19 protein-coding genes, 1 tRNA gene and 1 pseudogene are annotated in these 16,861 nt (G+C 45.5%); 7 read left to right on the top strand and 14 right to left on the bottom strand.

Annotated features, from left to right (window positions below):
• The first annotated feature begins 4 nt into the window (after positions 1–4).
• Together CL55_RS05045 and CL55_RS05040 are read left to right on the top strand one after the other, a co-directional pair.
• Positions 5–541 carry a hypothetical protein gene (locus CL55_RS05045; RefSeq protein WP_046331173.1) on the top strand — a complete coding sequence of 179 codons (537 nt, stop codon included), beginning with the start codon at positions 5–7 and terminating at the stop codon, positions 539–541.
• Positions 542–565: 24 nt separating this feature from the next.
• Positions 566–1,474 (top strand): transporter, encoded by a 909-nt coding sequence (locus CL55_RS05040; protein WP_046330127.1) that lies wholly within the window; start codon positions 566–568, stop codon positions 1,472–1,474.
• Positions 1,475–1,477: 3 nt separating this feature from the next.
• Here the strand turns inward: CL55_RS05040 and CL55_RS05035 are convergent.
• Positions 1,478–3,144 (bottom strand): annotated as a pseudogene (locus CL55_RS05035) (AMP-binding protein).
• Positions 3,145–3,180: 36 nt separating this feature from the next.
• A complete protein-coding gene (locus CL55_RS05030; RefSeq protein WP_046330126.1) occupies positions 3,181–3,744 on the bottom strand; it encodes a phosphorylase family protein in 564 nt (187 codons plus the stop codon).
• 11 nt (positions 3,745–3,755) lie between these two features.
• On the opposite strand from CL55_RS05030, the gene CL55_RS05025 reads away from it, so the two are divergent.
• A complete protein-coding gene (locus CL55_RS05025; protein ID WP_046330125.1) occupies positions 3,756–4,274 on the top strand; it encodes an adenine phosphoribosyltransferase in 519 nt (172 codons plus the stop codon).
• A gap of 7 nt (positions 4,275–4,281) precedes the next feature.
• On the opposite strand, the gene CL55_RS05020 is transcribed toward CL55_RS05025, so the two are convergent.
• The 5 genes from CL55_RS05020 to CL55_RS05000 form a co-directional block, all read right to left on the bottom strand.
• The gene (locus CL55_RS05020; RefSeq protein WP_237150546.1) at positions 4,282–4,566 is read right to left on the bottom strand and encodes a YqjK family protein; all 285 of its coding nucleotides are present in this window, start codon (positions 4,564–4,566) and stop codon (positions 4,282–4,284) included.
• On the bottom strand, positions 4,563–4,931 hold the full coding sequence (locus CL55_RS05015) for a phage holin family protein (RefSeq protein WP_046330124.1): 369 nt from the start codon (positions 4,929–4,931) through the stop codon (positions 4,563–4,565). The genes CL55_RS05020 and CL55_RS05015 overlap by 4 nt, the downstream gene beginning before the upstream one ends.
• A 6-nt stretch (positions 4,932–4,937) precedes the next feature.
• Positions 4,938–5,273: an ElaB/YgaM/YqjD family protein gene (locus CL55_RS05010; RefSeq protein WP_046330123.1), complete on the bottom strand. Its 336-nt coding sequence runs from the start codon at positions 5,271–5,273 to the stop codon at positions 4,938–4,940.
• Between the two features lie 66 nt (positions 5,274–5,339).
• Positions 5,340–5,780: a Smr/MutS family protein gene (locus CL55_RS05005; RefSeq protein ID WP_046330122.1), complete on the bottom strand. Its 441-nt coding sequence runs from the start codon at positions 5,778–5,780 to the stop codon at positions 5,340–5,342.
• 46 nt (positions 5,781–5,826) lie between these two features.
• Positions 5,827–6,123, bottom strand: coding sequence for a hypothetical protein (locus tag CL55_RS05000; RefSeq protein WP_046330121.1), 297 nt, complete (start codon positions 6,121–6,123; stop codon positions 5,827–5,829).
• A 322-nt stretch (positions 6,124–6,445) separates the two neighbouring features.
• On the opposite strand from CL55_RS05000, the gene CL55_RS04990 reads away from it, so the two are divergent.
• Complete coding sequence (locus tag CL55_RS04990; protein ID WP_046330119.1) at positions 6,446–7,753, top strand: amidase; 1,308 nt, start codon at positions 6,446–6,448, stop codon at positions 7,751–7,753.
• A 73-nt stretch (positions 7,754–7,826) separates the two neighbouring features.
• Here the strand turns inward: CL55_RS04990 and CL55_RS04985 are convergent.
• The 6 genes from CL55_RS04985 to cysS all read right to left on the bottom strand — a co-directional run bounded on the left by CL55_RS04985 (position 7,827) and on the right by cysS (position 13,699).
• Positions 7,827–7,921 (bottom strand) — tRNA-Ser (locus CL55_RS04985).
• 90 nt (positions 7,922–8,011) lie between these two features.
• Positions 8,012–9,262 (bottom strand): aspartate kinase, encoded by a 1,251-nt coding sequence (locus CL55_RS04980; protein WP_046330118.1) that lies wholly within the window; start codon positions 9,260–9,262, stop codon positions 8,012–8,014.
• Between the two features lie 82 nt (positions 9,263–9,344).
• Positions 9,345–10,658: a tRNA lysidine(34) synthetase TilS gene (gene tilS / locus CL55_RS04975; protein WP_046330117.1), complete on the bottom strand. Its 1,314-nt coding sequence runs from the start codon at positions 10,656–10,658 to the stop codon at positions 9,345–9,347.
• Positions 10,624–11,595, bottom strand: coding sequence for an acetyl-CoA carboxylase carboxyltransferase subunit alpha (locus tag CL55_RS04970; protein WP_046330116.1), 972 nt, complete (start codon positions 11,593–11,595; stop codon positions 10,624–10,626). Before CL55_RS04970 ends, tilS begins: the two co-directional genes overlap by 35 nt.
• A 9-nt stretch (positions 11,596–11,604) precedes the next feature.
• On the bottom strand, positions 11,605–12,261 hold the full coding sequence (locus CL55_RS04965; RefSeq protein ID WP_066024296.1) for a DNA-3-methyladenine glycosylase family protein: 657 nt from the start codon (positions 12,259–12,261) through the stop codon (positions 11,605–11,607).
• Between the two features lie 16 nt (positions 12,262–12,277).
• Entirely contained in the window at positions 12,278–13,699 is a 1,422-nt protein-coding gene (cysS, locus tag CL55_RS04960; protein WP_046330115.1) for a cysteine--tRNA ligase, read from the bottom strand.
• A gap of 87 nt (positions 13,700–13,786) precedes the next feature.
• Here cysS and CL55_RS04955 point away from each other — a divergent pair, with 87 nt between their 5' ends.
• From CL55_RS04955 to CL55_RS04945, 3 genes are read left to right on the top strand one after another with little or no spacing between them, the layout of a single operon-like run.
• Positions 13,787–14,599 carry a tetratricopeptide repeat protein gene (locus CL55_RS04955; protein WP_205621300.1) on the top strand — a complete coding sequence of 271 codons (813 nt, stop codon included), beginning with the start codon at positions 13,787–13,789 and terminating at the stop codon, positions 14,597–14,599.
• A 45-nt stretch (positions 14,600–14,644) separates the two neighbouring features.
• Positions 14,645–15,148, top strand: coding sequence for a peptidylprolyl isomerase (locus tag CL55_RS04950; RefSeq protein WP_046330113.1), 504 nt, complete (start codon positions 14,645–14,647; stop codon positions 15,146–15,148).
• Positions 15,145–15,933, top strand: coding sequence for a UDP-2,3-diacylglucosamine diphosphatase (locus tag CL55_RS04945; protein ID WP_046330112.1), 789 nt, complete (start codon positions 15,145–15,147; stop codon positions 15,931–15,933). Before CL55_RS04950 ends, CL55_RS04945 begins: the two co-directional genes overlap by 4 nt.
• 13 nt (positions 15,934–15,946) lie before the next feature.
• On the opposite strand, the gene CL55_RS04940 is transcribed toward CL55_RS04945, so the two are convergent.
• Positions 15,947–16,735, bottom strand: a complete 789-nt coding sequence (locus CL55_RS04940) for an inositol monophosphatase family protein (protein WP_046331170.1) — start codon at positions 16,733–16,735, stop codon at positions 15,947–15,949.
• Positions 16,736–16,861: the final 126 nt, after the last annotated feature.

Genomic DNA, 16,861 nt, shown 5'->3' with positions numbered 1-16,861 from the left:
TTTTATGAGCACGACGTCGCCTAATTTGGCTCCTACACATAGCTTTAAAGAAAAAGCTAAAGAGGAGTTTGTCAAAGCATTTCAGTTAACCATTTACTTTGGAGCGTGGTTTTGTGCTCTTGCCTTTTTAGCAGCAACCTCATTAGATGAGAGGCCAATACCTTTATCTATCTTTGGCTTTGCTTTATTCAAAGCGGCTGTCTGCGCCAAGTTTATGCTACTAGCTCAGGCTGCATTCCCAATTAAAGTTAATAAGCAACATGGGATTGTGAGCTCACTACTCCTAGAGTCCTTGATTTATCTTCTGGTTGTTTTGGGGTTAAATTATTTAGAGGCCGGAGTACATGGGTTAATTCATGGCAAACCTTTTTTGATCTCCATGACTGATTTTGGGCAATCCAATCCTTTGCGCGTAGTGGCTATGTCGATTGTGTACTGGTTAATTGTGTGGCCTTATTTACTCTTAACAGGGATGACCATTATGCTTGGCAGTAACGCTACCCTGAAGATTTTGTTTGGTGACCAATCGAAGTCTAACTAATCAAGCTTGAGTGATGTAACTCGGATGATTAATTTATCCTCCATTCCTCGTAGTCGGGCTTTTGTAATAGGTGCCTGCCTATTCTTCATTGCATTTACTTTAGTACCAGCCCTATCTCATTCCCAAGAAATCGAGGCGCGCACCTACTCCAATACTCCTATTGGAATTAATTTTCTGAGTGCCGGTGTAGTTCAGGCCAAAACGAATAACTACAGCCTTACTAGCGAAGTAATGAGTCTGACTCATATATTTGATGCTGGCGGGCAGTCAGGCAAGCTCACACTTGTCCTTCCATACGCTCAATTTAGTGGTTCAAAAATAATCGGCGGGCGCACAGTCAATGCGAGCACTGAGGGTTTATCTGACCCACTTATTAAGGCTGCGATTAATCTCTACGGAGCTCCAGCATTAACGCTGGATCAATTTCAGGACTATCAGCAAGATCTCATTGCTGGCGTGAGTCTTGCAGCCTCCGTCCCCTGGGGCAAATACGATGACAATCAACTGATTAATGTAGGTGCCAATCGATGGTTTATCCAGCCGGGTCTTGGCGTATCTAAGGCACTTGGCCCTTGGAGATTTGAGCTTGCTGGTGCTGGTATTTTCTACACAAGCAATACTGACTATATGGGTGGCAACTCACTATCTCAGAATCCGGTTTATTCAACACAAACACACGGAATCTACTACTTTCAGAATACCGCCTGGATCTCAGTAGATGCCACTTACTTTATTGGCGGGCAATCTTATCTAAATGGCAACCCGATTAGTGGCAGTCAAGAGAACTGGCGCTTTGGTACAACGATGTCCTACCCTGTCAATAAACATAATTCGATTCGTCTATCAGCTAGTACAGGGGCGTACTCAAGAACCAATAATAGCTATGACTTGTATGGCATTTCTTGGCAATACCGCTTTGGTGGTGGCCTGTAATTTTTATAAGTCGCGCAGATGACGGCGCAAGATTTTGCCCACATTCGACTTGGGCATTTCATCGATAAAAGCAATCTTTCTGGGGCGCTTGTAACTGGTCATTTGCTCTTTACAATACTGAATGACTTGAGCCTCAGTTAGTTCAGACTTGTCTTTGATGATATAGGCCTTGACGATCTCGCCCAGCTTGCGGTGCGGCAATCCAATGACGGCACACTCTCTTACGCCAGGCATTTGAGAAATGACTTCCTCGATTTCATTAGGGAATACTTTATAACCAGCAACTACAATCATGTCTTTCTTGCGATCCACAATCTGCACAAAGCCATCAGAACTCATGATGCCGATATCACCAGACTTAAAATATCCCTCTGGCGTCATAGAATGCTCTGTCTCTTCAGGCCTATTCCAGTAACCTGCCATCACCTGCGGACCCTGAATACAAATTTCTCCGGGCGTGCCAAATGGAACCTCTATTCCATCATCACCAACTATCACTACATCCGTACTTGGCACTGGCATACCAATGGATCCAGTAAATTCCTTTACGAATGGAGTATTGACACACACTACTGGTGAAGTTTCCGATAGCCCGTATCCCTGAGCAATCGGTACCCCCATCATTTGCTGCCAAAGTTCAGCCGTCTTCTTTTGAACCGCCATGCCACCGCCGATCGTGACCAAGAGATTAGGTAGGCGTACCTGCTTAAATTCTGGACGGTGTATCAAAGCATGAAATAGCGTATTGACACCCGGGAAAATATTGATATCAGGGTGCTTCATTAAGAACTTGATAAAGCCAGTGATATCACGGGGATTGGCGACTAATAATAATTGAGCGCCCTTACGTATTCCAAGTAGACCACAGGCAGTCAGAGCAAAGATGTGAGTCATGGGCAAGGCACACAAAAAACTAACTGCTGCTGCCGATTTTTCAATGCGGGTTCAAGCCAAGATTCAATTTGAATGATGTTGGCTAATATATTACGATGCAATAAAACTGCACCCTTAGAGACTCCCGTAGTGCCTCCCGTGTATTGCAAAAACGCGATATCGTCCTGCTCTAAAGTGGGCCTAGTAAAGCCATGGCCAGCGCCTATCTTCAGGGCCTGATTAAATTTGACACAAGGAAAATTCCAATGTGGGATGAGCTTTTTAATATGGCGAGCGACTAAATTGATGATAACGCCTTTAGGGCCCAGGCTCTCACCCAAGCTACTCACAATCACCTTCTTGACAAGTGCCTGATCTGCAATCTCCTGATACACGTGAGCAAAGTTTTCTAGCATCACCAAAATAGATGCACTGCTATCTTGTAATTGATGCTCGAGCTCTCTGGCGGTGTATAGCGGATTTATATTCACAACGACATAGCCAGCGCGCAGCGTACCGAACATTGCAATTAAGTACTGTGGAACATTTGGAAACATGATGGCGATACGCGAGCCCGCCTCCAAACCTAAAGTTTGCAAATAAGCAGCAAAGTCCTTGGACAGGATATCAAGTTGACGGTAGCTGATTTTGTGGCCCATCGACTCTATTGCTATGCGATCTGGGTACTTAGCAAAAGATTCTTCTATGAAACCAACAATCGATGTGTACCCTGCCAAATCAATCTCATGAGGAACGCCCTCGAGATAGTTTTTCAGCCAAGGTTTTTGAGTATTCATCTGCGCAGTTAAATAGGTAATTGTGTTGGGCCTGCTTTAAGCGCTCATCAAGTCTTTAAGCTTGGCTAAATAGAGTTCTTGACCGTGATTAACGCGGTGAGTCCATTCGTTTCCAGAGTCTGCATTAGCATCATCGGTCACGTATTTAAATGATTGCCATGGGATATTAAATTGATAAGCAATATTGGCGATAGCAAATAACTCCATATCCACCACATCAATACCCTGAGATATCAACCAAGAATCATGAGCCGTTACAAAACTATCACCAGTTCCGCAAGTATGCTCACCGCCAAGTGATAAATATTGAGACGGTTTTGAGCAAAACGGGGTCTGCCCTCGTGGAGCCAAAGGTACTGTCATCATGTCGCGCTGAATCACCCTACCGATTTCCAGTAAACCTTCTAGAGCAGAGTTGATTTTTCCAACGGTCCCAAAGTTCACTATCCGTTGAGGCTGATATTGATGGATAGCCTGCAAGCTTGCTGCCGTTGCGTTGATTTTTCCGACCCCGGAATACACAATATCGACACCGGCGGGCAATGCGCTTTTATCCAGCTCGGACTCTAATGCGGTAATAATAAGCAATTGTGTTTTCATATCAGCCAATAATGAATTTATTAGATTATCTACCCGGAGTTCCGGACTTTCCAAAGCCGGGGATCCTCTTTAGGGATATCTCCCCTTTATTAGCCAACCCGAATGCATTTAAGGAGGCTACGCTACAGCTAGAGGCCCTTGCACAGCAGTTTGATTACAGCCATATTTTAGGTATTGAATCACGAGGTTTTATTTTTGGCACTGCCCTCGCCTATCAGGCCCATAAGGGCCTCGCTTTAGCCCGAAAACCCAATAAGCTGCCTTTGGCCAGCCACCGAGAGTCTTATGGGCTGGAATATGGTTTAGATTCTCTGGAAATTGCACAATCTACTTTGCCAGCAGGTGCGCGTATTTTGATTGTGGATGATGTGCTGGCCACTGGGGGCACCATCATTGCGGCTAGCAAACTACTGAAAAAAGCTGGCTTTGATGTTGCTGGCGCTTTGACCTTGCTAGAAATCGATGGCTTAAATGGAAGCAAGATCTTGAGCCAAACCGGAATTGCCAATAAGACGGTTTTAGTTGCTTAAGTTCTAGCTACAGAAGACTCTTAGCACCTTTCAGAAGCTTGACAGTACCCCAGCCTACGGTAAGCACCTTACCAGCAAGCTTGGGTTTGTAGTGGGCTAGTACAGCGAAAGCGCTTGTCCACAAAATTGGGGTGCTCTTCATGAAATTAAACGCATCTATTCCCTTATCAGCCCAGGATAGGGGCTTTTCTATGGGCTCAAAATGCAAGGCGAAGTCAGCACGCTCTTGGGCTGCCCGCTCCTGTAGCACTCTTTGTCTAGCCTGAAGCTCAGCTAGCCTTTGACTCATCATTTAGAAAGCTCCTGGCGGTCTTTAGCCAACTCGGCAATGGTTGCCTCGAATAATTTGGGCATCGCTTTAATTGAGCGCAAGACTACCAGCGCCAGAATGATGCCCGCCGCTAAGAAACCACTTGTTAATAGACTCAGCGCTAGGACCCTATCAGTCTCCCAGCTATAAATCACAATGAGTAAGGCGAGCATCACCAAACCAAAGAACAAGAAAAATAATGCGCAGATCACCATCACTAAGAGATTTAGAAACTGAGTGCGTGCAATCTGCACATCAGTCGAGATCAACTCTAAACGAGTCTGAGCAATCGATGCCCCAGTGGAGACGAGATTCTTTAGTGCGGAAAAAAGATTTTCTTGTGACATAAATACCTAGCGACGACGAATAAATAGACCAATCAACAAACCAATCCCGGCAGCGACGCCTACCGCCTCCCAGGGATTTCGATGGACAAACTCATCAGTGCGCTCAGCAACAACTTTGGCCTTTTCTGTCACAGTGCCCTCCACAGAGGAAAGACTTTCTTTTGCACTATTGAGGGTCCCCAAAGCCTTGGAACGAATTGCGCCAAGCTGGCTATCATCATGACTTGCCGTTGCCTTAATGAGCTCCTCAGCATCTGCCATCAGCGCCTTAAAATCACCAATTAAATTTTCAGAATTGATATGAGTATCTTCATGCACAGTTGTTGATTTTTTAGCAGTCATTGCCACTCCTTGCTGATGCCATCAAATTTAATGGGGTAAGCCCATTCTAAGCAATTCCGACAGAGATCACAGTATTAATACCGTCATACCTGCATTACCTTCCTTGAAGTGTTTTAGATAAGCCTTTAATCCGGGTCTTCTTCTTAGAAGTGCATGGTAAGCCTCGCTACCAAATGCGGTTTGCTCGCCGAAGTGATATTCATCGACCCGATCTGAGAAATAGTTGTTATTTAGAGCGTCATGAACAGCCCACTTGATCTTGCCACCCTCACCGCTAGCTCCATAGCCATGTATCAGGATGATTGCCTTAATACCGACCTCAGATGCTCGACGCAATCCAATAGTTAATCTATCCAAAGCCTCCTCGGCACTTGGACTATCGAACTTTAAATTCAACACCATCGTGTCACTGTGCGTTAGAGGAAGTTCCTCGCTTCCGCATTGATGACATTCCCCAAGCATTCCTCGGGGATTGCCACATTCCGGGCACTCAAATGAACGGGTCATCAAACGCCTTTATAAATCATTAAGCAATAACCCACTCATTACAGCATTAAGAACAATATTTCGCCTCTAAAGCAGAGCTTGAATTGATTTGATCATCCACCATTCGGTTTAGAGTCATTTGCGCCGCATCTTTATTTTCTTGAACTTTTAGATTTAAATTGATTAAGCCTGCTACATCCTTTCGAATGGAGGCATTACCGTAGCGCAAGCCCTTTAACGTAGATACTGCTTCAGCAGATATCTTGCATTGCTGGCTAAGCAACTCAGAAGAATCCGATGAGGTATTTGCATATGCAAATGCAGCTACAGAGATTGAGACAACAGCTAGTAGAGGCTTTTTCATCTTATTTCCTTAATTTGTGACCACATGTTGGACAACAACCCAAATCTTTTGCTTTGGTTTTTCTTAAGGCGGCATAGACGCTAGATTCTGAAATTTCCATCTTCCTAGCGGCCTGAGCTGCGGTCATTCCCTTCCCTATCCAATCTAAAGCTTGATGTGTTTTTGGTATCGCTCTTCTCATTTCACCTCCTTTGCAAATACTATACCACAGAAGTTGTGAAGTTGTGAACTTTATTAATAATATTTATTCGGGCTTAAATTAACTTAAAATAATGGTCAGTGATAAAGTAAGTAAACCCACTTAGAGGCGGATAAGAGCAAAATGAAACCAGCCATCGGCTTATTGCAAGCATGCGAGCAAATTCAACAAGGTCAGCTTAAGGTCGATGACTATCTAGCCGAATGCGTAGAACGCGCGGATCAAGTTGAGCCAGAATTAAAGGCATTTACAGTCAGAGCCTCTTTAAAAGAGCTTTACCAACGGTCAGGGCTAGGCCCACTGATGGGGATACCTGTGGCCGTAAAAGACATCATTGCAACAAAGGATTTTGTAACAACGAATGGCTCACCAATCTACAAAGACTTTGTGCCTAGTGAAGATGCTGAAATTATCAAGAAGATTCGTAATTTAGGTGGCGTTATCTTTGGTAAAACAGTCACAACTGAATTTGCCTGGCGTCACGCAGGTGCTACAACTAACCCATGGAATAGTGCCCATACACCAGGCGGATCATCTAGTGGTTCAGCTGCAGCTGTTGCCAGTGGAATAGTTCCCTTGAGCTTAGGCTCGCAAACAGCAGGGTCCATTATTAGACCGGCATCTTATTGTGGGGTCGTGGGCTATAAGGCCAGCTTTGGAGCCGTCCCAAGAAAAGGCGTACATCCCGTCTCCGACTCCTTAGACCATATTGGATTTTTTACTAGATCGGTTGCGGATGCGAGATACGCCTTTAATTTACTCCGCAACACCGAAATCAATGAGAAAGATGCCATTGTTATTCCTGAGATCCTTTCTAAACCCCTGAGTGAAGAGCTAGGCAATCAACAGCCTCGCATTGCTTATCTCAAAACGCCCTTTGATGAATTATTGAGCCAAGAACAGATAAAGACTGTGAACCATGCTGCAACTTTGCTCAAGCAATCGGGTGCTCATATCGAGGAAATAACGCTGCCCCAAATGTACTGGGATGGTATCGAGGCCTTGGCTGTCTTAATGGCTTGCGAAGCTGCGCTTGTTCATGAAAAGCATTTAGAGCAGTATCCAGAGCTTTTAGGATTTGATATCAAAGAGCTTATAGAAAAAGGTAGATCTCATTCGATGGTAGATTACCTGCAGGCAAAAGATCTTCAAGCGAATTTACGCCTCTCCATTTCACAAGATTTTAAAAACTTTGATGCAATACTGGCAGCTCCAGCTACGGGGGAAGCCCCTCAGGGTCTGAGCTTTACTGGAAATCCCATCTTTTGCTCCCTATGGAGCTTTATAGGCACACCAGCAGTCGCACTTCCAGTGCGTAAATCGAGCAACGGATTACCACTAGGAATTCAGCTTGTTGGTAATTACAGGGAAGATGAAAAACTACTCAACATCGCTGAATTTGCTGAAATGTGCTTCAAGGTTGAAGGGTAGAAATAAAAAAGCCCCAGTGAAGGGGCTTAGTTATTTGTCGCAGCGGTAATGAGCAGGTTAAATCACAAGGATTTGGCGGAGACGAGAGGATTCGAACCTCCGATCAGAGTTTTAGCCCCGATGCTCCCTTAGCAGGGGAGTGCCTTCGACCAGCTCGGCCACGTCTCCCTACCCACTACATCTACAACGACTAACAGTTTAACGGATTTGCTTGACTGCAAGCTTTTAATGCGTTTTTAAGGTAATTCCTGCGTATTCTTACTTCTGATCCAGCTCAAACACCTTGTGCAATGCACGCACAGCTAGCTCCATATACTTTTCATCAATCACCACTGAAATCTTGATTTCGCTAGTAGAGATCATCAGGATATTGATGCCCTCCTCCGATAGTGTGCGGAACATTTTGCTAGCAACACCCACATGGGAGCGCATGCCTACACCTACCACTGACACCTTAGAAACTTTGGGATCGCCATTAATTTCTTTTGCTTCAATATGGGCTTGCACATTCTTCTTGAGCAAGTCCAATGCTTTTTGATAGTCCGCGCGGGGAACTGTAAAAGTAAAGTCTGTCTTGCCTTCAAATGATTGATTCTGAATAATCATATCAACATCAATATTGGCATCGGCAATTGGACCCAAGATTTGATAGGCGATACCTGGGCGATCAGGAACCCCCAGAACGGTAATTTTTGCTTCATCACGCGCAAAGGCGATGCCGGAAATAACTGCGGCTTCCATAGTGCTGTCCTCTTCAAATGTAATCAAGGTGCCCGACTTCATCTCTTGGTCTAAGGGCATCAACGGATCTGTCAGTGATGACAGAACACGGGTTTTAACTTTGTACTTACCAGCAAACTCAACTGAACGAATCTGCAATACCTTCGAGCCTAGACTTGCCATCTCTAGCATCTCTTCAAAAGTAATCTTGTCTAGACGACGTGCATCTTCACAAACGCGGGGATCGGTAGTGTAAACACCATCCACATCGGTGTAGATCAAGCACTCATCTGCTTTAAGGGCCGCAGCCATCGCAACAGCTGACGTATCAGAACCTCCGCGACCTAAGGTGGTGATATTGCCATCTGGATCAACACCCTGAAAGCCTGTTACTACTACTGCACGTCCTGCATTGAGATCAGCAAGGATTTTTTCGTCATCAATACTCTTGATGCGCGCTTTAGTAAATGAGGAGTCCGTATGAACTGTCACTTGCCAACCGGCATAGCTAACTGCATCAACACCTTCACGCAACAAGGCCAAGGCCAATAAACCCGAACTGACTTGCTCGCCTGTGGAGGCAATTTGATCAAGTTCGCGTGGGTTTGCATCTGGATTGATGTCTTTTGCAAGGCCAAGCAAACGATTAGTTTCACCGGACATCGCTGATGGCACTACAACCACTTGGTGACCTGCACGCATCCACTTGGCAACGCGTTTAGCGACATTCTGAATGCGCTCAACCGAGCCCATTGAGGTGCCACCATACTTATGAACGATAAGAGCCATAAAAACCGTTGTATTGTTATTTACAGGGAATGTAATTCCCCAGGGTCTAAAAAGGGCTTATTTTACAGGGTTTTACGCTTTACTATGGCTTCTCAAGCCACACAGGGAGCACTCGCCTACCAATGGAGACTAGATGAGGGTAGCTCACCCCCACCCCGGCAACGGCTACGAGCTGGTCCTTGATATAAAGCAGCGGAGCCTGTCTCTCCCAAGGCGGTGTATCCGATTCTTGAAAGAGATTCTTGAGTGTTTTGCGTGGGGTATTGGGTTTGATTTGAATCTTTTCTGCTCCTTGGCGCAGTCTTTCCTCAATGAGACCCTGCTCTTGAGCAGTATTTACCCAATCAGCAGGCAAGCCAAGTAACTTACTTCGTAAGGGCACATTTTGAAACACCCACCGCCCCGTCGTACAATGCCCTATCTGCAAGACGCCGCGCCACAAATAAATACTCACCTCATCATGCCGCCACTCCAAGTTGGAGTCTGGTTTTACAGCCTTAAGGTCTTTCCACCAAGACTCAAGACGTTCCTGGGATGGCATTGCCATATCATTAAACTTCAACCAATAACGCATGACATTATTCGCAGCAGCTTGATCTGTTTTGGCTAGAACCAAAAGAGGCGCTAGCTTTAACTGACTACCCTGAAAAAGATCTTTCCCATCTAGCTTAGCTAGGCGATCGAGCAACACTTGAGATTGGGCCAATAAAGTAGCGCTTCGAGCTAGATTGCCAATTGCACCTGGCTGAATTTTCTCCAGCCTTGGAATGATTTCTTTACGGATCGCATTGCGACGATAGCGTGTATTTTGATTGCTAGGGTCTTCTACCCATTTGAGTTTGTATTCTTTGGCATAGGCCTCTAACTCTTCCCTGCTTTGATTGATTAATGGGCGCCAGAGAGTAATTGAGTCGCCCTGGTTGACGTTAGCACGATGCGCAGGCATGCCAGAGAGGCCGGCTACGCCAGAGCCGCGTAGGAGCTGTAAAAGCACAGTTTCAGCCTGGTCGTTTTGATGGTGTGCGAGCAGCAAATCTTCAATGCCATGCTCAATACATAAATCAGTCAAAGCATCGTAACGCTCTGCCCTCGCCCTCGCTTCAATATTGCCCTGAGATGGATCAGCAAAGTGCAGTAGACGAAAATCAAAATGTACTTGATATTTTTTGGACAGTTGCTCACAAAACTCCAACCATTGATCAGCGGGCTTTTGCAATCCGTGATGGATATGAAATACCCAAAGCTCAGTTGGGTCATTAGCATTTGCTTTGAGGGCTTTACAAACAGTATCGAGCAACACAACGGAATCCAGCCCACCACTTAAGGCAAGCCCAATCCGTTTGGCTGCCGGTAAAGCTGCCTTAAGACTTGACTTCGATTTCCTTGAACTTGCCATAACTCATCAAGCGCTCATGGCGACGCTCTAAAAGCGCATCCACTTTCATCCCATCGAAAGTCTTTAGTGACTCAGCTAATGCTTTACGCATATTGTTCATCATGGTGTCGTAATCACGATGTGCGCCACCAGTAGGCTCAGGGACGATCTTATCGATCAAGCCAATGGCTTTTAAACGTTGTGCAGTCAAGCCCAATTGCTCAGCAGCTTCAGGCGCTTTATCTGCAGTCTTCCAAAGAATGGATGCACAGCCTTCTGGTGAGATGACCGAGTAAGTTGAGTTTTGCAACATCAACACCACATCACCCATTGCAATCGCAAGTGCGCCACCCGAACCACCCTCACCAATAATGGTGGCAATGATCGGTACTTCTAATTCCGCCTGAACATAGAGGTTATGACCGATCGCCTCTGATTGGTTGCGCTCTTCTGCATCAATTCCAGGAAATGCACCCGGTGTATCCACAAACGTAAACACCGGTAATTTAAATTTTTCTGCCAAGCGCATGACACGCTTTGCTTTTCGGTAACCTTCAGGGCGACTCATACCAAAGTTTCTTAAGGCACGCTCTTTAGTATCGCGGCCTTTTTGATGACCAATGACCATGCAAGGCTGATTCTGAAAACGAGCTAGGCCAGTAATGATGGATTGGTCATCTGCAAAATTACGATCGCCATGAAGCTCATGAAAATCGGTGAACAATGCTCCAACATAATCTAATGTATAAGGACGCTGAGGATGGCGCGCCACTTGAGAAACTTGCCACGGACTTAAATTGGCATAGACATCTTTAGTGAGTTGCTGACTTTTTTCAGTCAAGGTTTTGATCTCATCAGAAATGTCTACTGATGATTCATCTTGCACAAATTGCAGCTCTTCAATCTTTGACTCTAATTCAGCGATTGACTGCTCAAAATCCAGGAAAGTCGTTTTCATAGCTTGATTTTAATATTCAACGGGCTTGGGGTCGATACTTCTCCACATATACCAAGTCGCTACCGTGCGCCATGGGGCCCAATTTGCAGCTACTTCACGAGCTTCATGCCTGCTCACAGGCTCTCCGCTGAAGTAATTGAGGGAAATAGCCTTAATCAGACCAGCGTCGTCTAAGGGGAGAATATTGGGCCTAATCATGTTGAAAATCAGGAACATTTCCGCTGTCCAGCGACCAATTCCCCGAATCCCACACAATTCTTTGATGATGACCTCATCTTCCATGCCTTTCCACTGATTGGCATGTAAACGACCAGAATCAAAGTGTTCAGCCAAATCGCGGATGTATTCCACCTTGCGACCCGATAATCCTGCTGCACGCAAATCTTCAACACTTAAGGCAAGAATATTTTTAGGGTTTACCTTGTTTTTGGAAGCCAATAAAACCTTGCTCCAGACAGACTGAGCGGCAGCAACCGAAATTTGCTGGCCAACGATAGCCCTTGCCAAAGTAGTGAATGCATCTCCACGCGTTCGCAAAAAACCTAAGCCGTATTTTGGAATCAGTTTTTTTAAAATACGATCATGCTTCATCAACTCAGCACAAGCCTGCTCCCAATAATCAGGAGCAACTTCTTCAATGATGAATTGCTGTGCAACTTTACTCAAAATAAATATTCTTCAATTAACTTTTGCGCCATTCGGTAATGCCACCGGGCTTATCTTCCAATACTACGCCCTGATCTAGTAATGTCTTGCGAATTAAATCCGCTTTCGCAAAATCTTTGGCGAGTTTTGCAGTGACTCGTGCCGCAATCTGCTCTTCAATAGTAGCAGCAGATAAGCCAGCATCGCCACCTCGGGATCCTTCTTGCAAGAATGCGATTGGGTCACGTTGCAAGAAATTGAGATCTCCAGCCAAGCTTTTGAGAACGCTAGCCAACTGAAGCTTCTCTTCGCCCTGCGCACGGTTCACTTCACTAGCTAAGTCAAACAGGGCTGCTATCGCCTCGGGCGTATTAAAGTCATCGTTCATCGCATTAGTGAAGCGCTCAGACCATGGCGAATGGGGGTCTACAGGATGATCGCTTGAGCTCACTTGCGCTAGAGCCGTATAAAGACGAACTAGTCCCGCGCGAGCCTCTTCAAGCTGCGCATCACTATAGTTAATTGGGCTACGGTAGTGAGCGCGCAGCATAAAGAAACGCAAGACCTCGGGGTCAAAGCTCTTTAAGACATCACGAATAAGATAAAAATTACCCAATGACTTAGACATCTTTTCTTCATTTACCCGAATATGCCCGTTATGCATCCAGTAATTTACAAAAGGCTCATCATTAGCCTGGTGATCTTGGCCATAGAGAGCGCCCTCGCTCTGCGCAATCTCGTTCTCATGATGGGGAAACTGCAAATCTGCGCCGCCACCATGAATATCAAAATGCTCACCTAGCAAATCGCATGACATGGCAGAACATTCAATATGCCATCCAGGGCGACCTTCACCCCAGGGGGATTTCCAACGGGTATCCGCAGGCTCCTCTGGCTTGGCACTCTTCCATAGAACAAAGTCCAATGGATCTCGTTTGCCACCACCAACCGCGACACGCTCACCAGCATTTAATTCATCTAAAGATTTACCGGAAAGGCGACCATACCCAGGAAACAATCGAACCGCGAAATTGACATCGCCATCCTCGCCTTGATAGGCCAATTCTTTTTCAATCAAGCGGCCAATGATGCCCTGCATTTGCCCGATGTAATCAGTGGCACGAGGCTCGTGATCAGGGTGCATCAAGCCCAATTCATTTGAGTCGGCATGCATTGCATCAATAAAACGTTGCGTTAATGCAGAAATAGGCTCGCCATTCTCAATCGCACGATTGATGATCTTGTCATCAATATCAGTAATGTTTCGGACGTAAACAACCTCATAACCACTGGCACGCAACCAGCGCACCACCATATCAAAGACAATCATCACCCGGGCATGGCCAATATGGCAAAAGTCATAAACCGTCATTCCGCAGACGTACATCTTTACCTTGCCCGGCTCAATGGGTTTAAAGACCTGTTTAGAACGACTGAGGGTGTTATAGATTTGCAGCATAGAGGCTATAAAGGTGGGCAAGTAGCGCCAATTTGTTAGACTGAGCGCTGAGTATATCGAATGAGCCCGTTTTTCATCCCAAACCCTATGTCAGCTAACCATTTTTTACTACGTCCAGCTCAGCTCTGTGGCTTGTGCGCCATGTTTGCTGTTTTACTCCTTGCGGGCTGTAGCACTCCTGGGCAGCAGTTAGCAGAGGCTGAAATTAAGGCTCTTAATAGTGCCCCCGCTAGTGCTCAAGGTACTCAAGCGCCCTATTTAGGATCTTACGGCCCCAATGACCCTCCGAGACTAGCCGGAAACGATGCTGGATACGATCAATTTAATGCTGAGTTATCAGACTCTGTCGCTGTTCCTTTTTTATCCTTTTTGATTATTGAGCCAGACCCAGTAACCAGAAATGGAGTTCCGTCCGATATTGAAAAGCTAGTTAAAGCCAAAAAATATCCTGAAGCTATCGACAGTATCAATAAGCAACTGAAGAAAACACCGGGTAATGTGCAGTTACGTTACGTCAAAGCACGTATCCAGATTGAAATGCGCCAGTGGGTAGAGGCTAAAAAGACCTTGGTTGAGATTACCCAACAGTTTCCGGAGCTACCTGAGCCTTACAACAACTTAGCTGCACTAGCTGCAAATCAAGGCAATTGGATTGAGGCAAGAGACTATTTAGAGCTCGCCTTGAAATTACGCCCAAGCTATACAGTTGCCTCAGCTAACTTAGGCGAGGTCTATATTCGCCTAGCAGCTCAAGCATATGACAATGCCGCAAAAGATGCAGTCTTAAATCAGCGTCAATACACCAATCGTGCAAAAGCACTGATGGAGATACTGAAGCCGCCTAAAAAAGGAGTTGTGCCAGCGGTACCTGCAGTCCCAGCAACGCCTACTTCAAAATAATTTTCATACCTTTTTATCTATTAACTCATAGAAAGTAAATTCATCATGTCTAAAGTTCTACTGAAAACCAATAAGGGCGATATCACCCTTACTCTAGATGCTGCAAAAGCACCAAAGACTGTTGCTAATTTTATAGAGTACGTCAAAAGCGGTCACTACGATGGCACGATTTTCCATCGCGTGATTGATAACTTTATGGTTCAAGGTGGCGGCATGACTGCTGGCCTAAAAGAAAAAAAATCTGGCGCTCAAATTGAAAATGAAGCAAACAATGGCCTCAAGAACGAACGTGGCACAGTAGCTATGGCTCGTACTAGCGATCCGCACTCTGCGACAGCGCAATTTTTTATTAACGTCAATGACAATGACTTCTTAAACCACACCGCCCCTAATGCTCAAGGCTGGGGTTACGCTGTTTTTGGCAAAGTCACTGATGGTCTTGATGTAGTTGATGTCATTCGACAAGTTAAAACAAGTAATTCCGGCTTTCATCAAGATGTTCCTACTGAAGATGTCCTCATTGAAAAGGCAAGCGTTCTCGAGGAATGATTCCACAACACGCGAGCGCCCTGCTCATTTCTGATTTACATCTCACGCCGTCAATGCCCTTGACGGCGCAACGCTTTTTTGATTTTTGCGAAAAAGATGCGCCTAAGGTAGAAACTGTATTGATCTTAGGCGATCTATTTGAGTATTGGGTTGGGGATGATGCTGCTCTACATTCACCTTTTCACCAAGAGGTAAAAAATACGCTTGCAACCCTGTCTACTAAAGTAAAAACCTATTACCTTCACGGCAATCGGGACTTTTTAGTTGGCAAGCATTTTTTAAGTAAAACAGGTATGACTCTCTTACCTGATCCTAGCAAGATTAATATTGCAGGCTCTGAATATGTTCTCTGTCACGGCGACTCACTTTGTACGGCAGATATTAGCTATCAAGTTTTTCGTAGCTGGGTCCGCAAACCTTGGATTCAAAAACTATTCTTGAGAATGCCTTTGAATTGGCGCCGCTCTATTGCTAATCACCTGCGCAGTAATAGTAGCGTGCAATATCAACGGTCAATGCAATTTTCAGTTGAGGGTGCACAAGCTAAAACGAATGTCACCTTGAGTGCCTGCGCAGCAGTGCTTAAAGATCAAGCTGGGAATCAATTAATACATGGTCACACCCACCGACCAAAACATCATCAAGAGCATCTACAAGATCAGGAATGGCAACGCTGGGTCTTATCGGATTGGGATTTAGATCATCCCGAAAGTGGGCGGCCACGCGCAAGTGCCCTACTCATTAATCAAGACGGAGTACGTCACACTGACCTGATCAAAACTTAATACTGCCGCAGTATTAACAGATGGAATATTTAGATAAACACTGAACCATCTGGGCAAAAATACGAGGGTTAGCGCACATGACTTCACCACTTTGTAGGAAGCCTTCTTCGCCGCGGTAGTTGCCGACCAGTCCACCAGACTCAGCAATCAATAAAGCCCCTGCTGCCATATCCCATGGCTTGAGATCGCTCTCAAAAAATCCATCGTAACGACCAGCAGCTACATAGGCTAAGTCAAGAGATGCAGCGCCAGGGCGACGCAGACCGGCACATTGACGTGACATATCTGCAAAGATTTTTAAATACTTTTCTAAGTCTTGGTCATCGCGATAAGGAAAGCCTGTGCCTAACAATGAATTGGCTAAACGATCTTGCGTGGCAACACGCAAACGCCGACGATCCAAATATGCGCCTGCACCGCGTGTGGCAGTGAACAGCTCATCACGAGTCGGATCGTAAACTACTGCTTGTTGGGTTACCCCGTTGACAGACAGCGCAATGGAAACTGCATACTGCGGGAAACCATGAATAAAGTTGGTTGTGCCATCGAGCGGATCAATGATCCAAACATTTTCAGCATCAGTATTTTGGGCACCAGTTTCTTCTGCTAAGAATCCGTGCGATGGATAGGCTTCGCTGAGTGTTTCGATAATGGCTGCTTCGGCCTGTCTGTCCACCTCAGTTACGAAATCATTATGTTGTTTGCGGTCAATCTGAAGTCGCTCTAAATTCAGAGAAGCTCTATTAATCACGGTTCCTGCACGACGGGCAGCCTTCACGGCCACATTTAACATGGGATGCATAGTATTGATGGACAAATTAAATAAGAACGAGCTCACCAGATTGCAAACTGCGGGACAATAAGGAGCTAACACCCTGATTCTAAACGATTGCTATATTGAACTCCCAAGCTACTAGAGAATTCCTGT

This window comes from Polynucleobacter duraquae, from assembly GCF_000973625.1.
Taxonomy (GTDB): domain Bacteria; phylum Pseudomonadota; class Gammaproteobacteria; order Burkholderiales; family Burkholderiaceae; genus Polynucleobacter; species Polynucleobacter duraquae.
This window is presented reverse-complemented; position numbering and strand designations above follow the sequence as displayed.